The sequence below is a fragment of the Alteromonas sp. ABE4_545 genome (assembly GCF_056161325.1).
Genome location: NZ_JBSWYY010000037.1, coordinates 1 through 20,146, shown reverse-complemented (window position 1 = coordinate 20,146; position 20,146 = coordinate 1). Strand labels below are relative to the sequence as shown.

General features: G+C 46.8%; 18 protein-coding genes. 9 read left to right on the top strand and 9 right to left on the bottom strand.

The genetic code is table 11. The features are described from left to right. The first annotated feature begins 309 nt into the window (after positions 1 to 309). Positions 310 to 615, top strand: coding sequence for a DUF6482 family protein (locus ACXAH6_RS18875; RefSeq protein WP_474879373.1), 306 nt, complete (start codon positions 310 to 312; stop codon positions 613 to 615). Positions 616 to 637: 22 nt separating this feature from the next. Here ACXAH6_RS18875 and ACXAH6_RS18870 read toward each other — a convergent pair whose 3' ends face one another. From ACXAH6_RS18870 to ACXAH6_RS18855, 4 genes are all read right to left on the bottom strand, one after another. Further along, entirely contained in the window at positions 638 to 1,954 is a 1,317-nt protein-coding gene (locus ACXAH6_RS18870) for an ABC1 kinase family protein (protein WP_474879372.1), read from the bottom strand. 17 nt (positions 1,955 to 1,971) lie between these two features. Then, on the bottom strand, positions 1,972 to 2,241 hold the full coding sequence (locus tag ACXAH6_RS18865) for a hypothetical protein (protein ID WP_474879370.1): 270 nt from the start codon (positions 2,239 to 2,241) through the stop codon (positions 1,972 to 1,974). Between the two features lie 79 nt (positions 2,242 to 2,320). Beyond that, positions 2,321 to 2,836, bottom strand: coding sequence for a DUF6702 family protein (locus ACXAH6_RS18860; RefSeq protein ID WP_474879369.1), 516 nt, complete (start codon positions 2,834 to 2,836; stop codon positions 2,321 to 2,323). Continuing rightward, on the bottom strand, positions 2,823 to 5,249 hold the full coding sequence (locus tag ACXAH6_RS18855; RefSeq protein WP_474879392.1) for a M1 family metallopeptidase: 2,427 nt from the start codon (positions 5,247 to 5,249) through the stop codon (positions 2,823 to 2,825). Before ACXAH6_RS18855 ends, ACXAH6_RS18860 begins: the two co-directional genes overlap by 14 nt. Positions 5,250 to 5,484: 235 nt before the next feature. On the opposite strand from ACXAH6_RS18855, the gene proB reads away from it, so the two are divergent. The 3 genes from proB to ACXAH6_RS18840 all read left to right on the top strand — a co-directional run bounded on the left by proB (position 5,485) and on the right by ACXAH6_RS18840 (position 8,050). Continuing rightward, on the top strand, positions 5,485 to 6,585 hold the full coding sequence (gene proB, locus ACXAH6_RS18850; protein WP_474879367.1) for a glutamate 5-kinase: 1,101 nt from the start codon (positions 5,485 to 5,487) through the stop codon (positions 6,583 to 6,585). An 83-nt stretch (positions 6,586 to 6,668) separates the two neighbouring features. Then, positions 6,669 to 7,106, top strand: coding sequence for an acyl-CoA thioesterase (locus ACXAH6_RS18845; RefSeq protein ID WP_474879365.1), 438 nt, complete (start codon positions 6,669 to 6,671; stop codon positions 7,104 to 7,106). Continuing rightward, a complete protein-coding gene (locus tag ACXAH6_RS18840; RefSeq protein WP_474879364.1) occupies positions 7,106 to 8,050 on the top strand; it encodes a D-2-hydroxyacid dehydrogenase in 945 nt (314 codons plus the stop codon). Before ACXAH6_RS18845 ends, ACXAH6_RS18840 begins: the two co-directional genes overlap by 1 nt. Positions 8,051 to 8,061: 11 nt before the next feature. Here the strand turns inward: ACXAH6_RS18840 and ACXAH6_RS18835 are convergent, their stop codons facing one another. Next, a complete protein-coding gene (locus ACXAH6_RS18835; RefSeq protein ID WP_474879363.1) occupies positions 8,062 to 8,376 on the bottom strand; it encodes a hypothetical protein in 315 nt (104 codons plus the stop codon). Positions 8,377 to 8,538: 162 nt separating this feature from the next. On the opposite strand from ACXAH6_RS18835, the gene ACXAH6_RS18830 reads away from it, so the two are divergent. The 3 genes from ACXAH6_RS18830 to can are packed head-to-tail and all read left to right on the top strand — an operon-like array spanning position 8,539 to position 10,249. After that, complete coding sequence (locus tag ACXAH6_RS18830; protein ID WP_474879361.1) at positions 8,539 to 9,030, top strand: RNA polymerase sigma factor; 492 nt, start codon at positions 8,539 to 8,541, stop codon at positions 9,028 to 9,030. Then, entirely contained in the window at positions 9,023 to 9,604 is a 582-nt protein-coding gene (locus ACXAH6_RS18825) for a hypothetical protein (RefSeq protein ID WP_474879359.1), read from the top strand. Before ACXAH6_RS18830 ends, ACXAH6_RS18825 begins: the two co-directional genes overlap by 8 nt. Positions 9,605 to 9,661: 57 nt before the next feature. Beyond that, complete coding sequence (gene can, locus ACXAH6_RS18820) at positions 9,662 to 10,249, top strand: carbonate dehydratase (protein WP_474879357.1); 588 nt, start codon at positions 9,662 to 9,664, stop codon at positions 10,247 to 10,249. Here the strand turns inward: can and ACXAH6_RS18815 are convergent. After that, positions 10,246 to 13,920, bottom strand: a complete 3,675-nt coding sequence (locus tag ACXAH6_RS18815; protein ID WP_474879355.1) for a translocation/assembly module TamB domain-containing protein — start codon at positions 13,918 to 13,920, stop codon at positions 10,246 to 10,248. The two genes, can and ACXAH6_RS18815, sit on opposite strands and share 4 nt — an antisense overlap. After that, entirely contained in the window at positions 13,917 to 15,713 is a 1,797-nt protein-coding gene (locus ACXAH6_RS18810) for an autotransporter assembly complex protein TamA (protein WP_474879353.1), read from the bottom strand. Before ACXAH6_RS18810 ends, ACXAH6_RS18815 begins: the two co-directional genes overlap by 4 nt. Before the next feature lie 379 nt (positions 15,714 to 16,092). Here ACXAH6_RS18810 and ACXAH6_RS18805 point away from each other — a divergent pair, with 379 nt between their 5' ends. Further along, entirely contained in the window at positions 16,093 to 17,325 is a 1,233-nt protein-coding gene (locus ACXAH6_RS18805) for a multidrug effflux MFS transporter (protein ID WP_474879391.1), read from the top strand. Between the two features lie 55 nt (positions 17,326 to 17,380). On the opposite strand, the gene ACXAH6_RS18800 is transcribed toward ACXAH6_RS18805, so the two are convergent. Together ACXAH6_RS18800 and ACXAH6_RS18795 are read right to left on the bottom strand one after the other, a co-directional pair. Continuing rightward, positions 17,381 to 17,584 (bottom strand): helix-turn-helix transcriptional regulator, encoded by a 204-nt coding sequence (locus ACXAH6_RS18800; protein WP_474879351.1) that lies wholly within the window; start codon positions 17,582 to 17,584, stop codon positions 17,381 to 17,383. Next, complete coding sequence (locus tag ACXAH6_RS18795; RefSeq protein WP_474879350.1) at positions 17,577 to 18,068, bottom strand: hypothetical protein; 492 nt, start codon at positions 18,066 to 18,068, stop codon at positions 17,577 to 17,579. Before ACXAH6_RS18795 ends, ACXAH6_RS18800 begins: the two co-directional genes overlap by 8 nt. A 352-nt stretch (positions 18,069 to 18,420) precedes the next feature. On the opposite strand from ACXAH6_RS18795, the gene ACXAH6_RS18790 reads away from it, so the two are divergent. After that, on the top strand, positions 18,421 to 20,010 hold the full coding sequence (locus ACXAH6_RS18790) for an ABC-F family ATPase (RefSeq protein ID WP_474879349.1): 1,590 nt from the start codon (positions 18,421 to 18,423) through the stop codon (positions 20,008 to 20,010). Positions 20,011 to 20,146 lie beyond the last annotated feature (136 nt).

Genomic DNA, 20,146 nt, shown 5'->3' with positions numbered 1-20,146 from the left:
TAACAAAGATGTGGTGTTTTTTTCGGATATCAAGCCGAATTTTTCACACATCTGACGAACCCTGACTCTAAACGAAGATGACTTTTTAACCAAGAGCCAAAATAAAGTTTTACCTGTGTTTTCACTGTTCTAGCCCTTATTCCACATGTATTGCGTATATTTAGAACAATAAAAACTGGCCTTATTTCAGCAGCGTATATTCATTAGGTCTGGTAAACACCAAAATAATTCAATTTTTCTTTTTAAATTTGAAACCGGTTGTATGCGTATATCGTAATAAAGTGACCCTTTAGTGATGGCAACACCATTATGTTGAAATATGAATTTGCTGATATTGTCGCGCGCCCTATCGATATTGATGTACTGGAAGTACAAAGCTTTGAAATGAATATCTACTTGGTACAGCTTACGGTTCAAGGGAAAACAGGAATGGTGTATGAAAACGACAGGCCAAAGCGGTTTCATAACAGCAACCAGATCCGAGAGTTGTTCGTTGATTGTCGTGTTTCACAATCTTTTATGGTGCACGATTCGCCCTACGATGAAATGATCGGCAATCCGCCAAAAAGTGCAGAGCAAATGGCATTACCGTTTTCGATGACGCAGCCATATTAACAGCGTTCTGGTGTTTGGTTGTTTACTGTCGCCACGGCGCTATGATGGCGGGTAAATTAATACTCGCTTCGAGTTTCTTTGCGAGCATGAATAACCCTGCCAACTTACGGTGAACAAATACGGCATCAACGGGGGGAATATGGTGGAAGTCCAATTCCATGGTTAGCGCCATCCCTGCATGGTGAAGGCGAGTAAGTAAATCGCTGTTGCCAAAGTCATAGGGGCCGTCACAATAGACCGCTTCACAAGCCAGTTGTCCGAGGGCAACCACGGCGTCTTTTTGCGCATTGCTGTGGTCGTTACTCAACAGCCCAATACTGATAGCGGCTTGTGCAATGGCTAATGCGTCATCATCGGCTATCGCATTGAGTAATCGGCGGTAACCGTCGCTCAGTTCCGCAGGAATGGCTCGACAGGCGCCAAAGTCGAGTAACACTAGCTGCTTGGTGTCTTCACAATAGCGGAAATTGGCTAAATTCGGGTCAGATTGAATGAGCTTGAAGTCAAACACTTCTTTGAAGAAAAGACTAAACAGCGCAGTAACACAGTCATCACGTACTGCCTGTGGGGCGGTGATCAGGCTCTCAATTGGTTCAGACGTAATAAAGTCCATCGCCAGAATGGTAGAGGTACTCCATTCATCGGCTAAGCCCGGTACAATAAAGCTGTTATCGTTAGCGAGAGCCGCATGATATGCGGTAAGCATCGACGCTTCGTATTCGTAATCGGCTTCTTGATGTAACTGGGCTTTCGCTTCGGTAAGAAAAAACTGTAAATCTACGCCGGTAGGTACCAGCCCTGAAAGCTTGAGTAATGTTGCAACGTTATCCACGTCGCTATCAATACTTTGCTTTATGCCCGGGTATTGAATTTTTACCGCTAGCATTCGGCCATCGAGGGTAATCGCTTTGTGAACCTGCCCAATGGATGCAGCAGCGATGGGCGCAAAAGAAAAATACAGCAGCTTATCATTCCACCCTGCTCCCCACTCTTCATCGAGGACTTGTTGCAGTTGTGACTTAGGCATAGGGTCTGCGTCATCACGCAATCGCGCTAAGATATCGGTCAGTGGCTTGGGTAAAAACTCCCCGCCTTCCATCGACAATAGCTGACCAATTTTCATAGCCGCACCGCGCAAGGTGGCTAATTGGTCGGTAATGCGCTGAATGTTACCCGGTGTGAGTAGTAGGTCTTTCACTTTTGGGCGTTCGCCTTTTAGAAGACGCCCTGCTCCCGCAGCAAGCATATTGGTTGCCACCTTTGAGGCTAACCAGCTTAACCGGCCTACTCGTTCTATTCGGCCTTTGGGGATGGGTTTTTCCGACTTGTCCTTGGCCATAGAGAGTTATCTTGGTATCAGAAAAACTGCGACAACACGAAAAGGAACATGCCTGCGGCACTTCCTACCGCGAAGCCAAACCAACCGCTACGTTCGCGATATCTGGCGACAGCTGCGCCAAAAATGCCAACCCACAGCATCACACTGTAGACCGAGGCAACTGAGCCACCTAAGCCGGACTGTGGCAGAAATGACATTACAACGATGATCAGGGCCATAGCACCAGAGAGGTACACCCAGAGAACATTTTTACGAGGTAGAATGGATTGTTGCGTGCTGTCTGTCATAAATATCAACCTGAAATACACTTCCACATCATCATGGCTACTTCAGGCTGATAGGTCAAATCGACATTGGTCTGATACGCTAGAAATGTACTTCCAATAAGGTTGTGTCATCTGCGAAGGTCAGCGTTTTGATATCGCCCATGCCTTCCACATTTAGCGTGTTGACTTGTTTTGGCCATAGATCGCGAAGCGCGTCATGGCGAATTTTCAAACCTTCAAGTTTAGGTGGTTGTTCCGTTTCTTGATACACCCAAAAAAACTTTCCGGCAGTTTCATATCCCACTTGTTTCAACGCAATGGGATTGCCTTCACTGTCGAGCAGTGCAAAGCGTTTAGCCACGTATTCAGCAAATTCGCGTTGGGTTTTATCGCTGTCTAGAATGTCAGCAGATTTATCCAAAATTGCTTTTACAGCATGTTCAGCGTCGTGCAAATTAAACCTGTGCATCACTTCTATATTGTGTGTACGAGGGTTAAACAGTACTGTGGTGATCGCTGCTTTTTGCTGGTGCGCGTTGGCAAAAAAACTACAAAAAACCAGTAGCAGGGCGCAAAGCCCTGTCCACTGGTAAGATGATGACTTATTGATCATCATCTTCCTCTTTGTCAGTTTTTAGCTCAGTCTTGCTGTCTTGCATGATGTCACGCGCAACTTTAGATGAACTCTTCTTGCTCTTATACGCTTCGATACGCGAAGGAATAATGCGGCGTGGGTAGAAGTTGTTTTCTACATCAACGTCTGCAGTTTCCCAGCGTGGGTCAACCGTTACGCTTACTAACTCTTTGTCTTTATCTGTCACAATGAGTTTGCTTACCGCTTTCGGTGTACGACGCCAGATTTCAGCAGGAATACGCATGCTTTCTTTACTACCGTCAGCAAATTCAAGCTCAAGGATGATTGGCATAACCAAGCCACCTTTGTTGCTGAAGTCCATCACGTAGTAGTTCTTGTCTTCTTTCACTGCGCGTTCAAAGGTAGTGCGTTCCCAAGGCTCTAGCCCATCTAGGAATTTTTTGTACGCGTTGCGCTCTTTGTTTGTCACGGTAAATTGGTCGTTGTCGTCATAGAAGTCTTTGATGTCTTCAAAACGGTCAACCCACAATTTGCGACCTTCCTGTTCGTTGCGCTCATCAGTGAGTGACAATGGCTTGTCTTGCTCGTACTGACGTTGGCGTGCAAAGTCGATGTCTGGATCTTTGGTGTCTAAACGCAGCTTGTAAACAGAGTCGATTGAAATATCAACGTGATCTGTGGTGTAGAACCAGCCACGCCAGAACCAATCTAGGTCAACACCTGAAGCTTCTTCCATAGTACGGAAGAAATCAGATGGCGTAGGACGTTTAAACATCCAGCGCTGTGCATATTCTTTGAATGCAAAGTCGAACAACTCACGACCTAGAATCGTTTCACGCAAAATATTCAGTGCTACAGCTGGTTTGGTGTAGGCGTTAGGACCAAGGTGCAAAACAGAATCAGACTGAGTCATGATAGGCACTTGAGAAGAACCTTTCATGTAGCCTACAACGTCACGTGGCTCAACACCCCAAGGAATGGTTGGGTCCCACTCGCGACCAGCCACACCGTCTAGGAAACTGTTAAGACCTTCGTCCATCCAAGTCCATTGACGCTCATCAGAGTTAACTACCATTGGGAAGTAGTTGTGACCTACTTCGTGAATAACCACACCAATCAAGAAGCGTTTTTCAGACAATGAATAGGTACGAGTACCGTCATCTTGTAGGTCTGTACGTGGGCCGTTGAATGAAATCATTGGATATTCCATTCCACCCACAGGGCCGTTAACTGATTGGGCTACTGGATACGGGTAGTCAAAAGTGAAGCGGTTGTATACATCAAGCGTGTGGATGATTGACTCTGTAGAGTACTTCTTCCACAAATCGCCGCCTTCTTTAGGATAGAACGACATGGCCATAACGTGTGGCTCTTTGCCACCCTGCTCAAAACCACGTGCATCCCACATAAACTTACGTGAAGACGCCCACGCGAAGTCGCGCACGTTGTTGGCTTTGAAGTGCCATGTTTTCTGCTTAGACGTGCCTTCTTTTTCGTTTTCAAGGGCTTCTTCCGCCGTCACGATGAACACGGTACGGTCAGCGTTTTTCGCTTTGTCTAAACGCTTGCGTTGTTCCTTGGTCAATACGTCTTTTGGATTCTGAAGTACACCCGTTGAAGACACAATGTGGTCAGCAGGTACGGTCATTTTGACGTCGTAGTTACCAAACTCAAGGGTAAATTCACCGCGACCGATGAACTCTTTGTTAGTCCATGCTTCGTAGTCTGTGTAAGCCGCTAAACGAGGGAACCATTGCGCTAGCAAGAAGATATCGTTGCCGCCTTCACGCTCGTCGTCTGGGAAGTGTTCGTAACCAGAACGTGCCGATACTGCGTCTTCTTCAACAATGTTGTAGCCAAAGTCGATGCTAAAATCGGTTTTGTCGCCAGACTTAAGCGGAGATGCTAAGTCGATACGCATCAAGGTACCCACGATCACATAGTGAAGGTCGCGGCCTGATTTATCGGTTACCGCTTTGATTTGATAACCTAGCTCGTGGTCTTCAACAAACTGTTGACGACGAAGTGCGCCCATTGACAATTTTGCCGGGCTGCTGCCACTTGCAGACTGCGTAGCTGGACCGCGGTTGCCAATGCCACCAAAGGTTGTGGTTAGGGCCGACATTGAATCGTCGCGGAACTTGTTCTGATCAAGTTGGATCCACAAGTACTTCAACGTATCCGGTGAATTGTTGTGATAAGTAATTTTCTCACTGGCATCAATGCGTCGTTTTTCTTCATCTAGTTTTGCATCAATGACGTAATCTACTTGTTGTTGCCAGTATTCGTGACCAGCGTCACCTGCCGCATTACGGTATACGTTAGGTGTGGGTAGGACTTCATCGAGTTGACGGAATTTGTCTTCAAAGTCACCTTTTGTTTGTTTTATTGCTGCCGTAGCTGTTGCTGATGCCAGTATCGTTAATACGGGCATTAACCACACTAGGCGCGTGCGCTTACTCATGCGGGGTCCTTAGTCTTATATAACGAATTATTAGATGCTATTCCGAATCGAACAGTTTACTGGTAAATGAGGCGTTAAAGCCAGCTTTTGACCGTAAAACCACCATGCCTTATCGCAAACTAGTGTGAACGTTTGCGCCCTATTTGTTTGTTTTCCTCGCGCTTTATCGTATTCTTGAAGGCCTCACATCCTGATATTTTTTCTCATGAGCGGTTTTTCCTGGCAACGAGCGGTAATCAAAATTGGCAGCGCGCTAATAGCGCCAGATGGCTACAATTGCAGCGGCAAATATTTATTGCCGATTGCGCGCTTTATCAACGAAAGTCGAGAGGCCGGCAAAGAAGTTATTTTAGTTTCTTCTGGCAGCGTGGCTGCTGGCCGGAGCAAGGTCAAAGTGACTCATCGCCCGTCGATTGCTGAAAAACAAGCCATGGCCGCCATAGGGCAAACCCAAATGATGGCCAATTGGTCACGCTTTTTTGATTGCCCGTGTGCGCAAATTTTATTGACCTACGACGACCTGCACGATCGCACACGTTATGTGAATATTCACAATACTTTGCGCGAGTTACTGGCACATCAGGCGCTACCCATAGTAAATGAAAACGATACGGTTGCCGTTAACGAGCTTAAAGTGGGCGACAACGACAACCTAGGCGCATACACCGCGCTGGTGGCACAAGCCGACACATTGATCATTTGTTCTGATATTGATGGTTTGTACACGGCCGACCCTCGCCGCAATCCAGATGCCACGTTAATCCCTCGGGTAGATACGATTGATGAGCATATTTATAGCATCGCTGGTGGCGCGGGTACTGCTGTAGGAACTGGCGGTATGCGTACCAAAATAGAAGCCGCAGACAAATGTGCTCAAAGTGGCATTCAAACCTTGATTGTAAACGGCCGTAACGGCCATGTGTTTGATGCGCTGCTCGAAGGCCAAGTAGAAGGTACATTATTTACCGCCAAGCACTCCCCAAAACGCGCTCGCACGTTATGGCTACAACACACGTTAAAGACACGTGGTGTGATCACTGTCGATAAAGGTGCAGAAAAAGCACTAAAAGAAAAAGGTGCGTCGTTACTGCCCTCAGGTATTTTGTCTGTGAAAGGCGATTTTCAAGCCGGCGATGCCGTAGAAATAGCGGTAGATGGCCGCGCTTTTGCAAAAGGGTTGTCACTGTATTGCGCGCAAGATCTGGCGTTAATTAAAGGGCAACGTAGCCACAGTATTGCTGATACGCTGGGTTATAGCAGTGGTGAAGCCGTGATTCATCGCGATGATATGGTGTTATTAAACTGAACAATAAGGGCGTAGACAGGCGATAAAAAATACGCCAAGCTAGGGTCTACAAACTGCCTAATTCACACAGTGGAGGCGCACAAGTGACGGATATCACTCCCAGTCTTAACGATTATCCCTATCACGTAGAGATACCCACACGTTGGCAAGACAACGACATTTATGGGCACATTAACAATGTGCAGTACTACAGCTTTTTCGATACCGCGGTGAATACCTTTTTAATCGAACGAGCGGGACTAAATATTCACACCAGTCAGATAGTTGCTTATGTGGTTAGTTCACATTGCCAATATATCTCTCCGGCAGCTTACCCAGAAGTCTTAAAAGTGGGGGTTCGAGTAGCCAAACTCGGCCGCAGCTCGGTAACTTATGGGTTGTCTATTTATGCTGGAGAAAATGAGCGGCGTGTTGCCCATGGACAGTTTGTGCATGTATTTGTTGATAGGCAAACTGACCGCGCTGTGCCTATTCCGAGTGTTATGAGAGAAGCCTTCGAAGCGATAACGGAAGCGCTATAATGCTCGCTGTATTGCTCGACGCAGACTCGTTGCGCCCTAGCGATATAGATTTATCTGGGTTTGATACATTAAACCTCAAGGTGATCAGTTACGCGACAACCACGCCCGAGCAATGTCAGGCACGTATCGCCGAAGCGGATATTATTTTTACAAATAAAGTAGTGCTGAATGCCGCGTTGTTGGCTGCTGCGCCAAAGTGTCGATATATCGGTGTATTGGCGACGGGGGTGAACAACGTAGATGTGGCCTATTGTCGACAAGCCGGTATACACGTGCAAAATGTAGAAGGCTATGGCACTCATAGTGTTACCCAGCACGCCATGATGTTACTACTTAATCTTGCCACTCAGTTCACCTCAACCCTTGCGCAAGTCAGGCGTGGCGAATGGGCTAAATCGCCCTTTTTCTGTTTACTCGACCACCCGGTGATCGAGTTGGCCGGTAAGCACCTTGTGATTGTGGGGTACGGCACTCTTGGCAAACGTTTTGGACAATTAGCCGAAGCTCTGGGGATGAAGGTGTCTATTGCTGCCCGTCCAGGTCAGGCTGTAGGCCAGGGCCGCATTGCATTTGATGAAGTGTTACCCTCAGCAGATGTTGTGAGCTTGCATTGTCAGCTTAGTGAAGACACACAACATCTTATGAATCAGGCGCGTTTTCGCGCGATGAAGTCGACCGCATTTTTAATCAATACGGCTCGGGGAGGCTTGATCGACGAAGCGGCTTTATTGGACGCGCTTGAAACCGGAGAAATTGCCGGTGCGGGGTTAGATGGTCTAAGCGTGGAGCCGCCACCTGCAGATCACCCCTTGCTAAACGCCGATTTACCTCAATTACTCATCACCCCTCACAGTGCGTGGGCAGCCCGCGAAGCGCGTCAGCGTTTAGTTGATATCGCGATAGCGCATTTGCGCGACTACCTCGATAATCGCCACGCTCCTTAGCCACTAAAACGCTACTTTAAGGCGTTTATCTTTTTATTTAACTCGTAGCTCGGTTCTGTCACGATGGCTTCTAGTACCTCAATTCGTGCTTGTAAACTGGCTATTAGCGCATCTTTGTCTTTGTGATGCTTGGCACTCTTATCGGTATCGGTTGCGAAACCCGTGTCATGAGCAGAGTATTCACTTGGTGAGTGAATAAATGGGTTAGCGCATCGGCCGTTAAGCCAATCTACAAACCGCCATTGATACTTTGCATCAATGTAGCACAACACACTGATCGCCATAAAAACGCAAAATAAAATCACGGTAATTTCAAAAGCAGACATAGTGGTTCCTCTTTTCCTTTGTACGGGTTCACAGTGAGGTAGTCATGATATGAAAAAATAAATTACATAATTTTTGTAATTTTTTTAGAGATACACTGACTATGGAAAGCGAACACAATGAAAAACAACAAAAAAGTAAGTAGGTAAGGAAGCGCGCTTCAGGTGAATTTTGATCAAGTACTCGCAGAATACGGGCCTTTGCTAGGCCGTGTAGCGAACAGTTATGAGGCTAATCACGCATTGCAGCAAGAGTTACTGCAAGAAATTGCCGTGGCTGTTTGGCAAGGGTTGGCGCGCTTTCAGGGTAACAGTAGTTTAAAAACCTACATTCTTAAAATTGCGCATAACCGCGCGGTGTCTCATGTGGCTACCAGTGTGAAGCAAATTAAAGGTGATGATGGCAATGCATTAGACGCCATCAGTGCGGCACATGAACACAACCCTGATGTTGCAATGGAACACTCGCAGCAAATGAGTCGACTACTTGAGGCCGTTCGGGAGTTGGGGTTGCCCGCCCGTCAAGTCGTGACATTATCGCTTGAGGGGTTGAGTTATGAAGACATTGCCGAAGTCTGTGGATTGTCCACCAGCAATGTTGGTGTGATTTTGAATCGCGCAAAGCAAACGTTAAGCCGGAGAATTCAGCATGGCTGAACAACAAGATCCATTACAGTCACTTTGGCAGCAACAAAGTGTTAATGCTATTGATATGAGCGATGTGCGAAAACGGTTTCGCGCTCAACGTTGGAAGCAGCGTTGTTATCTAACGCTGGATATATTGGCAATGCTCCCTCTCACCTATGTATTGCTGTTTATGCAGGAAGAGTTTGCCGCTACCCCTATGGGCTGGTTGGGGCTGTGGGTACTGGGAGGCATTTGTTTGGTTTTTGTTTTGTATATTGCGTGGCTGCGTCGCCATGCCTTGTTTGGCGGCGAAGCGCAAACAGAAGACCACCTGAAAAAACTGTCTAAGCAATTTGCCAACAATGCCCGTATTGCCATGTTAACTAAGCACTCGTGTTGGGTCACTGTGTTGATGTTGTTTGTGTATTATCTTGTGATGTACGAAGCAGGCGAAATCGACGCGGAACAGTGGCATTCTATTTTGTTCATTTTGTTGCCGTTAACCTGTGTTGTCATGTTCGCTATGGGGGTATGGGCGCATCGTCGACAACGACGTTTTGAACGAGATTGGGAACGTTTGCAATCGATGCAGATGATGGTCTGACTTGTGTGATCTTGTTAGCCACACTAGGATACGCGAAATTTCATGAGGAGCGGCGAGATGGACGAAATTCAACGTTTACTCGACAACAATAAACATTGGGCTGCACGTACGCATAAAGCAGACCCGCATTTTTTCGATATGCTTTCTAAGCAGCAAGCTCCCATGTATTTATGGATTGGTTGCTCAGATTCACGGGTGCCTGCTAACCAGATTGTTGACCTGCTGCCCGGTGATATCTTTGTGCATCGCAATGTGGCCAATATGGTTGTGCATACCGACTTTAATTGTTTGTCGGTACTGCAATACGCGGTGGATGTGTTAAAGGTAAAACACATTATTGTGTGTGGGCACTATGGATGTGGCGGTGTGGAAGCGGCGATGACCGATAAACAATTTGGTTTAATTGACAATTGGTTAGGGCACATTAAAGACATTTATGCTCGCCACCGAGATGAAATCGACGCGCTTCCTGAAGATGCCCGTTCGGCCAGATTGTGCGAACTTAACGTTATTGCCCAATCAGAAAATGTGAAGAAGACTTCGATTGTGCGCGATGCGCTCGCTCGTCAACAACCTCTGACGATTCACAGTTGGATATACAGTCTGAAAAACGGGCGCATTACGAACTTAAATGCCAAAGACTAATTCGTCGCTGCGCCCTCTTTTTCTTCGGTATTCTTATTGTTGTCGCCGAGGGTAAATTGATAGTAAATATCCACGGCGGTATACAAGCTTCGCACTACCTCTAAATAGAGTTTTGGCATTAATTGATAGCGCAGGGCGACTTCTTGGCCGCCGTTGTCACTGTCGCCAAACACACCGACACCATAGCGAATAGACAGGTCTTTTGAAATACGTCCGGTCACCGCTACTTTGGTGTCATCACCCTGCCCTGTGGTGGAGATACTGAAATCGGAAATGCCGATGGCATCGCCGACTTTACTGGTGAGCGACTCGCTCTTAGACAGTCCAAAACCGAGCAGCATTGCAGTGTACGCGCTATCGCTTGTATCGCCACCTTCTAAGCTTCCACTGCCGTTTAATAAGTACGCGAGATTTTGCGCTTGGTCCATGCTAGGTTCTGAGAACAAAGACACATTGGGTGAGTCGGCCGACCCATCAATACGTACACCAGCAACAACATCATCTGCCGTACGGTCTGGATCGCGAATCGCTTCTACCAATAATAGAGGTTGGCCGATCGGGCCATTAAACTGTACTTCACCAGTGCGAATAATAAGGCTTTGGCCGTAGGCTTGATAACGTCCGTCGAGAATTTGTAAATCGCCATATCCGGTTAACGACGGCTGTGTGTGTACCTCTAAATTGCCGTATAAATTGGCCGTGAGACCAAACGCATCAAGTTTAACTTCTCCACTTTGTGCACTGTCTATTTTCACTGCTACTGTGGCATCGATAATATCGAGGGGATCTTGAGACGGTGGCTCGCCGCGCAAATGCACGTCCTTAGAGGCAGAAACCGCATTCGGCGGTAAATCGTCAACCTTAATGCGGGCCCAAGGCACCCCAACTTCCCCAGTTACTTTCACTAATCCTGGGCGGATTTCGGTCGTGATATCAGGTGACACACGCAACTGAATGTCACGTTGTTTAATAAAAAACTCCGTGCCTTTCACCGTGAGGTCTATTTCTGGTTTATCTACCCAGTTTACTGAGCCAGACAAAGTACCAGGGCCTTCTCCCAATGCAAATTCGCCGTTAAATTCGGCCCGCTGACCACTGAATGTCAGTTGCTGTTGCCAATTATTGATGTCGACTGGCAAGCCATCAATATCGGCTTGTCCGTCACGCAGTGCGAGTTTGCCCTCCAATGATGGGCGAGTTAATTCGCCAGACAAAGTAATGTCGCCATTGATTTGCCCATTGAGTGCTTTTATCGCTTTTGCCAAGGGTTTAAATGGTGCGAGTTGCCAGTCGTCAATGCGAATATTGCCGCTCACTGTGGGTTGGTCGGCTAAAATCGGGCTTTCGATATGTGTGTTCAACTGTCCCAATTGTGGGCTAATCAGTTGGCTATTTGCCGTTAGCTGGCCGTTTTGTAATTCGCCATCAATCGAGACATTATCTAGGGTTATCTTAACTTGCCCTTTATTGCCGAGCGTCCAAGTACTGGGTGTGATGTTGGCATGCAGCTGGGCTTTTAACTGTTGTTGAGGGTCGAAAGAGCCGGTGCTGTCAAACCCAAAGGTGGCGTCAGACACCGATGACACCAAGCTGGGATAAAGCTCGTGAATCCACAAACCTACGGGCAGCTGATGGGCGTTAATCGACCACGCGGCTTGCTCTTGTTCATAGTTGGCTTTGTCTATACAGAGCTCACCATTTTCGCGTGACTGCCAACAATGGGCAGACACCGATGCCGCAAGGTGTTGAGTATCTATTTGCATCGTAAATGGCTTATCTAACTGCCATTGGGTGTTGAGTACAGCGACCTGTGAGTCTTTCACCGTACCTTGCCACTGCTGGTTTTCCCATGTGCCTTGTAAGTCGAAGTGGGTGTGATGGTCTGGTACGGTTAAGTCGGTGATTAATTCATGTTCTGAAAGTTTTCCCGATAATTTAATCGTGCCATTCAACGGCCCTTGCTCTGCCATTACACGGTTGAGTCGGGGAGACATATGAATCGTCTTTAAGTTGATTTCACTATCAAATACGGGGTCTTCCCAACTGCCATAGGTATTGAGGTTGGCTGTTACTGCCCCAGTGAGCTGAGGCACAATACCTTGTAGATTAACAATGTTGAGTTTGGTTTGGGCATTTAAATATCGCTTGTGAAATAACTGAGACAACACGGTTATTTCATTGTCTTGTTGTTTAGCGGTGAGGTCGGCAACCAAAATATCGCTAAAGGCTGAATAAACCAAAGAGCCTTGAAGCGATAAAGGTAATTGTCTTAATGTGCCAGTGATCCCCAGATCAGAAATCACCGCATTAGGGCCATTTTCTGTTTGTCGAAAATGAGACGTGAATTGGCCGTTCAAGTCTTTAGGCCCACCCGCAATTAGGTGCGTTGTGTCGAGGGTTTGAATGGTTGTATTGCCCGACCAGCTGATGTTATCTAGGAAATACAGCGTACCGGTATTGTTGATCTCGCCACCGAGTAAGCGCGCATTAAGAGAGGAAACTTGAATTTGTTCATCACCCGCGAAGAGTTTGGCGTGAAAAGGCACATGATCAAGGGGAGAAACGTTCACGCCACCATCAAGAGTAATGCGATAGTTCCCCATTTCTCCACTTACTTGTAGCGCTCCTTTATCAAGGCTGACATCTTGCTCAATAGGCAATGATTGCGCTGGCCAGTTAACCGTTAATTCGGCGGGTAATGTTTGTTGTAATAATGCCAGCTTTCCTTCCGCTGTTGCATTGATAAGGCCTTCTGCGAGTAAAGACAAATCTAACTGTGCGAGTGAGCCATCCAGTGTCAATTGTGCTTTCTGCTCCGCCCCTTCTATGGGCGCACGAGCGCTAATGTTGAATGACAATGGGTAGTCTTGCGACAGGGTTGCGCTTCCATCTAGTGATATCTCAGCTCTAGGCTCAACAACTGTTAAAGAGTCGAGCGATACGGTAGAGGTGTCGGTGTGAATACGGGACGCAGTTATCTTGCCATCAAACACGGCGGCGTCGCCTTGCAAAATACGCAATGAGTGTAAGGTTAGCCCCTGTACGTCGACATCGATAGGCATAGTTACTGTGGGTAGCTCGGGCGGCGTGTAGCTGAGTGCTGTGGGTGGCGGCCCGCTCACAGACCCTGTTTGAGCCTGAGGCATTACAATATCAATACTGTTAAGCGTGAACTCTTTAATATTAACCGACTCATCGGCTGTTACCGCGGTGTTAAGGGTGGTTAAGGCAATTGTTTGGTCGCCCATTGTCACCTTTAGCGATGCCAGAGATAGAGCGTCTATCGCGATAGGAAAGGGCAATGTAAGCGGCGTAGTTTCCTCGCTAGACGCTGGCGCGGGGGCTAATTGGGTAACGTTCACATCACCGACAGACAGCGCATGTACGCATACACGTGGTTGTAATAAGCAGGTCCAGTCATGGGCTAGGTCAACACGCGATACCTGAACGCGCCATTGTGCATTTTCCCATTGGAGCGTATCGATAGACAGTTCACCGAGAACGCTACCTTCCATCGACGCAATTGATAACCCAGGTACTTGGCTTACGGCGATGTAACGAATTAATGGCGTGCCTAGCGGACTCACAAGCCCGCCAACCAGTATCGTGAGAATGAGGCAAGTAATTAGGACGACTTTGGCAGCCAGTTTTGAACGAGAAAAACGACTCATAGCTCAGGCCCCAAGGTGAAGTGGAACCGCCAAGTTGATTCAAAATCGCTATTTCCTCGGGCGATGTAAAAGCGCACAGGGCCAATCATGGTCAGCCAATGTGCACCAATTCCTATGCCAGTAGCAGGAGATTCTGAAAAGTCATTGGTGGCGGTTCCAATGTCTGCAAATACTGCAGCACGCCAATTCGTTGAAACTGGATAGGCATATTCGACGCTGGCTGTTGCTAAATATTTACCACCGGTGAGGTTGTATGTGTCTTCTTCGTCGGCAGACTCAGCGGCTACCAGTACACGGGGTGATAACGTTTCGTAGGCAAAGCCTCGCACGCTTTGGTCACCACCTGCAAAGTAACGAATACTAGCGGGTACCTGATCAAAGTCATTGGTCATAATGGCACCAATTTCAGACCGGATCATAAAGCGGTGTACACCTTGAAATGTGGTTATCCATTTGGTTCGGGCGTTGGCTTTAAACAGTGAAATATCAGATACCACAGAATCATGGCCCGCTTGTACAGATACCAAGTAATATTGACCTTCGCTAATGTCTAGTTGGTTGTCCGAATCTGTATAGCTCACCGCGTAGCCTGGCATGAGCAATCGCGTACTTTGGCTTGGCACCTTGCCGATAGAAAAGATTTCTCGGGTGTAAGTTAAAGACACGTTCTGTCGCCAATGAGAGTCAACTTCGCTCCAATATCTATGCCCAGATACACTCAGGGTTTCACTTTGGGTGTCGGTATTGCTGTTATCGTCAAATTCATAACTGCTTTCAATACTGGCGTAATCATTATTCACATCTTGCATGGGAATACGGTAGTCAAAACTGGCAGATTGCTCAGGTTGTGACAGATATAATTCTGCCGCCATTGAATGGCCTCGAGTGTTTACCCACGGGCGCTCCCAACGCGCTCTTATCCTGCCTTTGGTGTCGGTATCAGCCCCGCCACCAACATTGAATATATCGCGTGATAAGTGTTGCAGTCGCACCTCTACGGGTACCTGATGGGCTTGGCCTGCCCGACTAACCAGAGGGCGGGCGATAACACGAGCGAAATAACCAGTTTGGTTTAGTCGGCGATTGAATTCCGTCAACATAGCCGAAGAGTATTTATCACCCGTTTTAAAAGGCTTGAGGCGATTAATGATCGCTTCGGCGCGCGTATCACCTTTCAGCTCTACTTCACCGAAGTAATACTGAGGGCCACTTTGTGCAATCAGCAGTACGTTAGCTTCACGGGATTCCCGCACCAAGTCGAGTCGAGCGGCTTGCCAGGTAAAGTCAAAAAAGCCGTGAGAGAGCGCATAGTTAAACATGTCTGACTTAAAGCTCTCGTAAGTGGGTTGTACCAGCACGTCACCTTCTTTGATGGACAAGGCATTAAATTTTTCGCGAAACGCCTTATCGTCTCGCCCTTCGCCAATGATCTCTGCAGTCACGTTAGCAACGACTAAAGGAGTGCCCAATGCGACATCAATAATGAGTTCATCGTCTTGTTCGTAGACCTGAGTTTCACTGTTGTAATAACCATAAGGCGCAAGCGCTTTATCTATTGTGGCTATCACTTCTGCTTGCCAGTCTGGGTCGCTTGGAGCCGCGTCGGCTTGTCTATAGCTGTTGAGGTGCAAACGAATATTGGTTTCTAGAGTGTCGTTTTCCACCCCTTTCAGGGTATAGGAAATAGGTTCAGCGTGTACAGGCAGGGTAAAAAGCGTACTTAGCAATAAACAACAAATGAGGGGGCTTATAGCGCCTAAGGCATTGCGAATGTACGACAAACACTTTCTCATGAAGCTGGGTGAATCCTGTTAATTTGGCAAAGGTGTTTTAGCAGTGCAACACACTGTTGGTTTAAGTGTTAAATGATACAAGTATCGTGCCTAGGTTATATTAACGCTTAATAACGCACGTAACACCAGTTATCTACGCTCGTTGCAATGACATCTGCGGCAGACTGATCGTGATAACGTTGCCCATCATGCGGTAATTCATACCGACTACATAGACAAGTTTACCACCCGCATTTTTAACGCGTTTTATTTTGTTGTTATACGGCGAAAGATCAGACATAGACTTTTGGCGATTACCCGCATGTTCTTCACGGCATATCGTGTATATACTATGCGTTTGGTCGCGCTGCGTGCGAGTATTAACTGGAATTACAAGTTTATGTCTACCCCTTCTCCTGTGAGCCGCCCAACGTTAGGGCTTGTTGAGTTTGTAAGCTTAATGGCATTGATGACGTCACTGGTGGCGTTGAGTATTGATGCTATGTTGCCTGCACTCAATACCATTGCTCACGATCTCAATCTGGTAGACGAGCACGATGCACACATTATCGTGTCTGTATTTTTTGCCGGTATGGCACTAGGACAATTGTTCTTCGGCCCTTATTCCGATGCGCGCGGGCGTCGTGAAGCGATTGTGCTCGGGTTGGGTATTTTTATTGTCGGGACTATCGTGTGTATGCTTGCTACCGATATGACCACCATGATTATCGGTCGTTTAATTCAAGCCTTTGGCGTGTCTGGGCCTCGAATTGCGTCGATGGCAGTTATTCGTGATCAGTTTGTGGGCGAAGGAATGGCACGTGTGATGTCATTTATCATGATGGTGTTTATCTTGGTTCCTATGATTGCGCCAATGGTAGGGCAAGCCGTTCTAACCTTCTTTTCATGGCAGCACATCTTTTCGTTATTTTTGCTGGTGGCTTTACTGAGTGGCTTGTGGTTTTTAGCGCGCCAACCTGAAACATTGCCAGCCGAAAATAGAAAGCCCTTTTCTTGGGGGCAGTTTTTTATATCGTCAAAGTTTGTACTGACTCATGTTAGTGTTATTGGGCCTACATTGGCGATGGGGTGTGTGTTTGGGTCGTTCTTAGCTTATTTAAGTGCATCTCAAACCATTTATGCCGAATTTTACGGTGTCGGTGATCTGTTCCCCTATATCTTTGCATTACTGGCGTTTTCAATTGGCATCGCATCGTTTGTCAATGGCCGTATTGTGACCAAAATGGGTATGCATACTGTTAGCCACTACGCATTGATTGGGGCCATTGTGTTTGCGGTTGTGCTAAACGGCTTGAACTTACTTTACGCTGGTCTACCGCCCTTGCTATTACTGTTACCGGTATTGTTTATTGGCTTCTTTTTCGTTGGTTTATTATTCGGAAACCTCAACGCAATGGCGATGCAACCCTTGGGGCATATGGCTGGGTTAGGCGCTGCGATAATTGGCTCTCTATCGAGCATCTTTGCGGTGCCTATTGCGATGATCATCGACCATTTCATTGTGGCCGATCTCATGCCTATTTCTGTAGGATTTTTGTTTTTCTATGTTGTGGCATATTTTGCATTGCGCAAAAGCCGTGCGGCATCAAAGCTGGAAAGTGCTGGGCATTAACACGTACGCCCGCACTGAATACAAGGCGGAAGCTTTACCCCTTCCGCCTCTTGGCTTACTTAAGTTCGAAAACACTTTCTACAGGTAATTCAAAGTACTGTGCAATCTTTAGGGCAATGACTACCGACGGGGTAAACCGCCCAGTTTCTACCGTACTAATGGTTTTGCGTGATACGCCAATGGCATCCGCCAACTCCTGTTGAGACAGCTTTTGTTGCAATCGCAATTTGTGGATGTGGTTGTCTAATTCATCATTCATCGTCGCTTCCTTCCCAAAGTTTCCACACGATCGTGCCACCATGGGCTGCAAAGCTTAGGCATAGCAATATTTGAACAAAGTTGTGTAATGACAGAGGTGAAGTCGCCTCGATAAACCAGTTACTATCTGCCCATATCGCCAAGATAATCAGGCCCGCGATACTGACGAAATAAGTCACGCGAATACTCAGTGCGCTGATGTAGTCAGTGTATTCATCATTAAACTTCAAGGTCCAAAAAGCGCGCCGGGTTTGTTTTTTGTTGAACTTCCAACTTTTTGAGCCGTAGGCCACCAGCGCAATAATACATACCAACATAACGCCATTGAAAATCCAATGTGCAACGCCGGACCTGAAGTAGCCTAATTCTTCAATTAACCATGCGAGCCAAAACCCAGCCAAAGCTAAACTTATCTTGCCTGTTAGGTTGAGGTAATACTGTTCTTGCTCTGCTGGTGAAAGTAGTTGTTGAGAGGTTGTCATCATTGTTCTGCGTCCTTTGGTCAATGTGTTCATCACGGGTAAGACTTACCCACAAAATTGAAATTAGGTGATACCCAAAAGTTCCATTAGTAACCCTAATGACTCAAATGTAACCTATAGGTATCATTGTGGCAAGGTGTTTTTGTATGGAATCTAGACAAGCATTGTTGTTGTGTATCTATCGCCCACCTCTACGCGCTTACTTTTCGTCGCTAATATCAGGCCAATACAGGGTTTCCTTGTTAAACTGACTAAAATTTCCTCGACACTCACGGGCGAATTCATTATATTGCGCGCCCTCGTTGCGTAGAAATACGCCACCAGTCTTCAGTTCTACAAAATCTAGGTAATTATTTTGATCACCACAGCCAATATCACAATGCAATTTGGTGCTAAGCCATTATTTGAAAATATCTCTGCTAAATTTGGTAACGGGAACCGTTACGGCTTAATTGGCGCAAACGGCTGTGGCAAGTCCACATTTATGAAGATCTTGAGCGGTAAACTCACCCCGACTACGGGCAATGTTTCTCTTGAGCCGGGCACCAAGCTAGGTATTTTGAATCAGGATCAGTTTGCCTTTGAAGAAATGACAGTGGTAGATGCTGTGATCATGGGGGATGCCGAGTTATGGGAAGTTAAACAAGAGCGCGATGCGATTTATAGCAAGCCAGAAATGACTGAAGAAGACGGCATGCGCGTGGCCGATCTTGAGTCGCGTTTTGCCGAGATGGACGGATACACCGCTGAGTCGCGAGCGGGCGACATTTTGATTGCCGCAGGCTTTGACGAGTCTTGTCATTTTGGTTTGATGAAAGAAATCGCACCGGGTAAAAAAGTACGTATTCTCTTGGCTCAAGCCCTGTTTGCTGACCCAGACATTTTGTTGCTCGACGAACCGACCAACAACTTGGATATCTACACCATTAACTGGTTGGCTGAAGAGCTTAACAAGCGCAAATCGACCATGATTATTATTTCCCACGATCGTCATTTCTTGAATTCAGTGTGTACCCATATGGCCGACATTGATTATGGTGAGTTGCGTATTTACCCAGGGAATTACGATGCGTTTACTGAAGCGGCAGCCCTAGCGCAGGAGCAGCTGTTAAACGAAAACGCAAAAAAATCAGCTGAAATTGAAGAGCTACAGAGCTTTGTTGCGCGCTTCTCAGCGAACGCATCAAAAGCGAAACAAGCCACCTCTCGTGCCAAGCGTTTGGAAAAAATTGAGTTGGCAGAAGTGAAAGCGTCGAGCCGCCGTAAGCCTTACATTCAATTTAAGCAGCACAAGAAATTGCACCGTCTAGCCATAACGCTTGAAGAGCTTGGTCACGGCTTCCCAGAACTACCGTTATTTTCTAATGGTAACTTGTTGTTGGAAGCGGGTTCTCGTTTGGCCATTATTGGTGAAAACGGCGCGGGTAAGACCACCTTGTTAAAGTGTTTGATTGACGAGTTGGCGCCAGAATCAGGTACAGTAAAATGGGCTGAAAATGCCGCTGTAGGTTATGTGCCGCAGGACAGCAACAAAGACTTCGCGAACGACATGACCATGTTCGAGTGGATGTCACAGTGGCGTTTACCTCACCATGATGACTTGCAAGTGAAAGCCATGTTAGGCCGCTTGCTGTTTGGCTCTGATGACTTCAACAAGAAGGTCAGTGTGTGCTCTGGTGGAGAGAAAAACCGTTTGTTGTTCGGTAAGCTGATGTTGCAAGACATTAATGTGCTAGTGATGGACGAACCGACTAACCACTTGGACATGGAGTCTATTGAAGCTCTCAACCATGCGTTACTTAACTTTGATGGTACTGTGATTTTTGTGAGTCACGACCGTGAGTTTGTTTCCTCTCTGGCCACGCAAATTATCGAAATTGAAGGCAAAAAGCTTAATAACTTTGCCGGCACTTATGACGAGTTCTTAGCACACAAAAATGGCTAGTTGAGTTGTCAGTGAAATTAATAAAAAAAGGCCGCTTTGAACAGCTGTCTCTTATACACAAATCCCCGCTAAGAAATTAGTGGGGATTTTTTTTGAACATTATCTCTTCACTCTGATCAGATCTTGTAACTTGGTT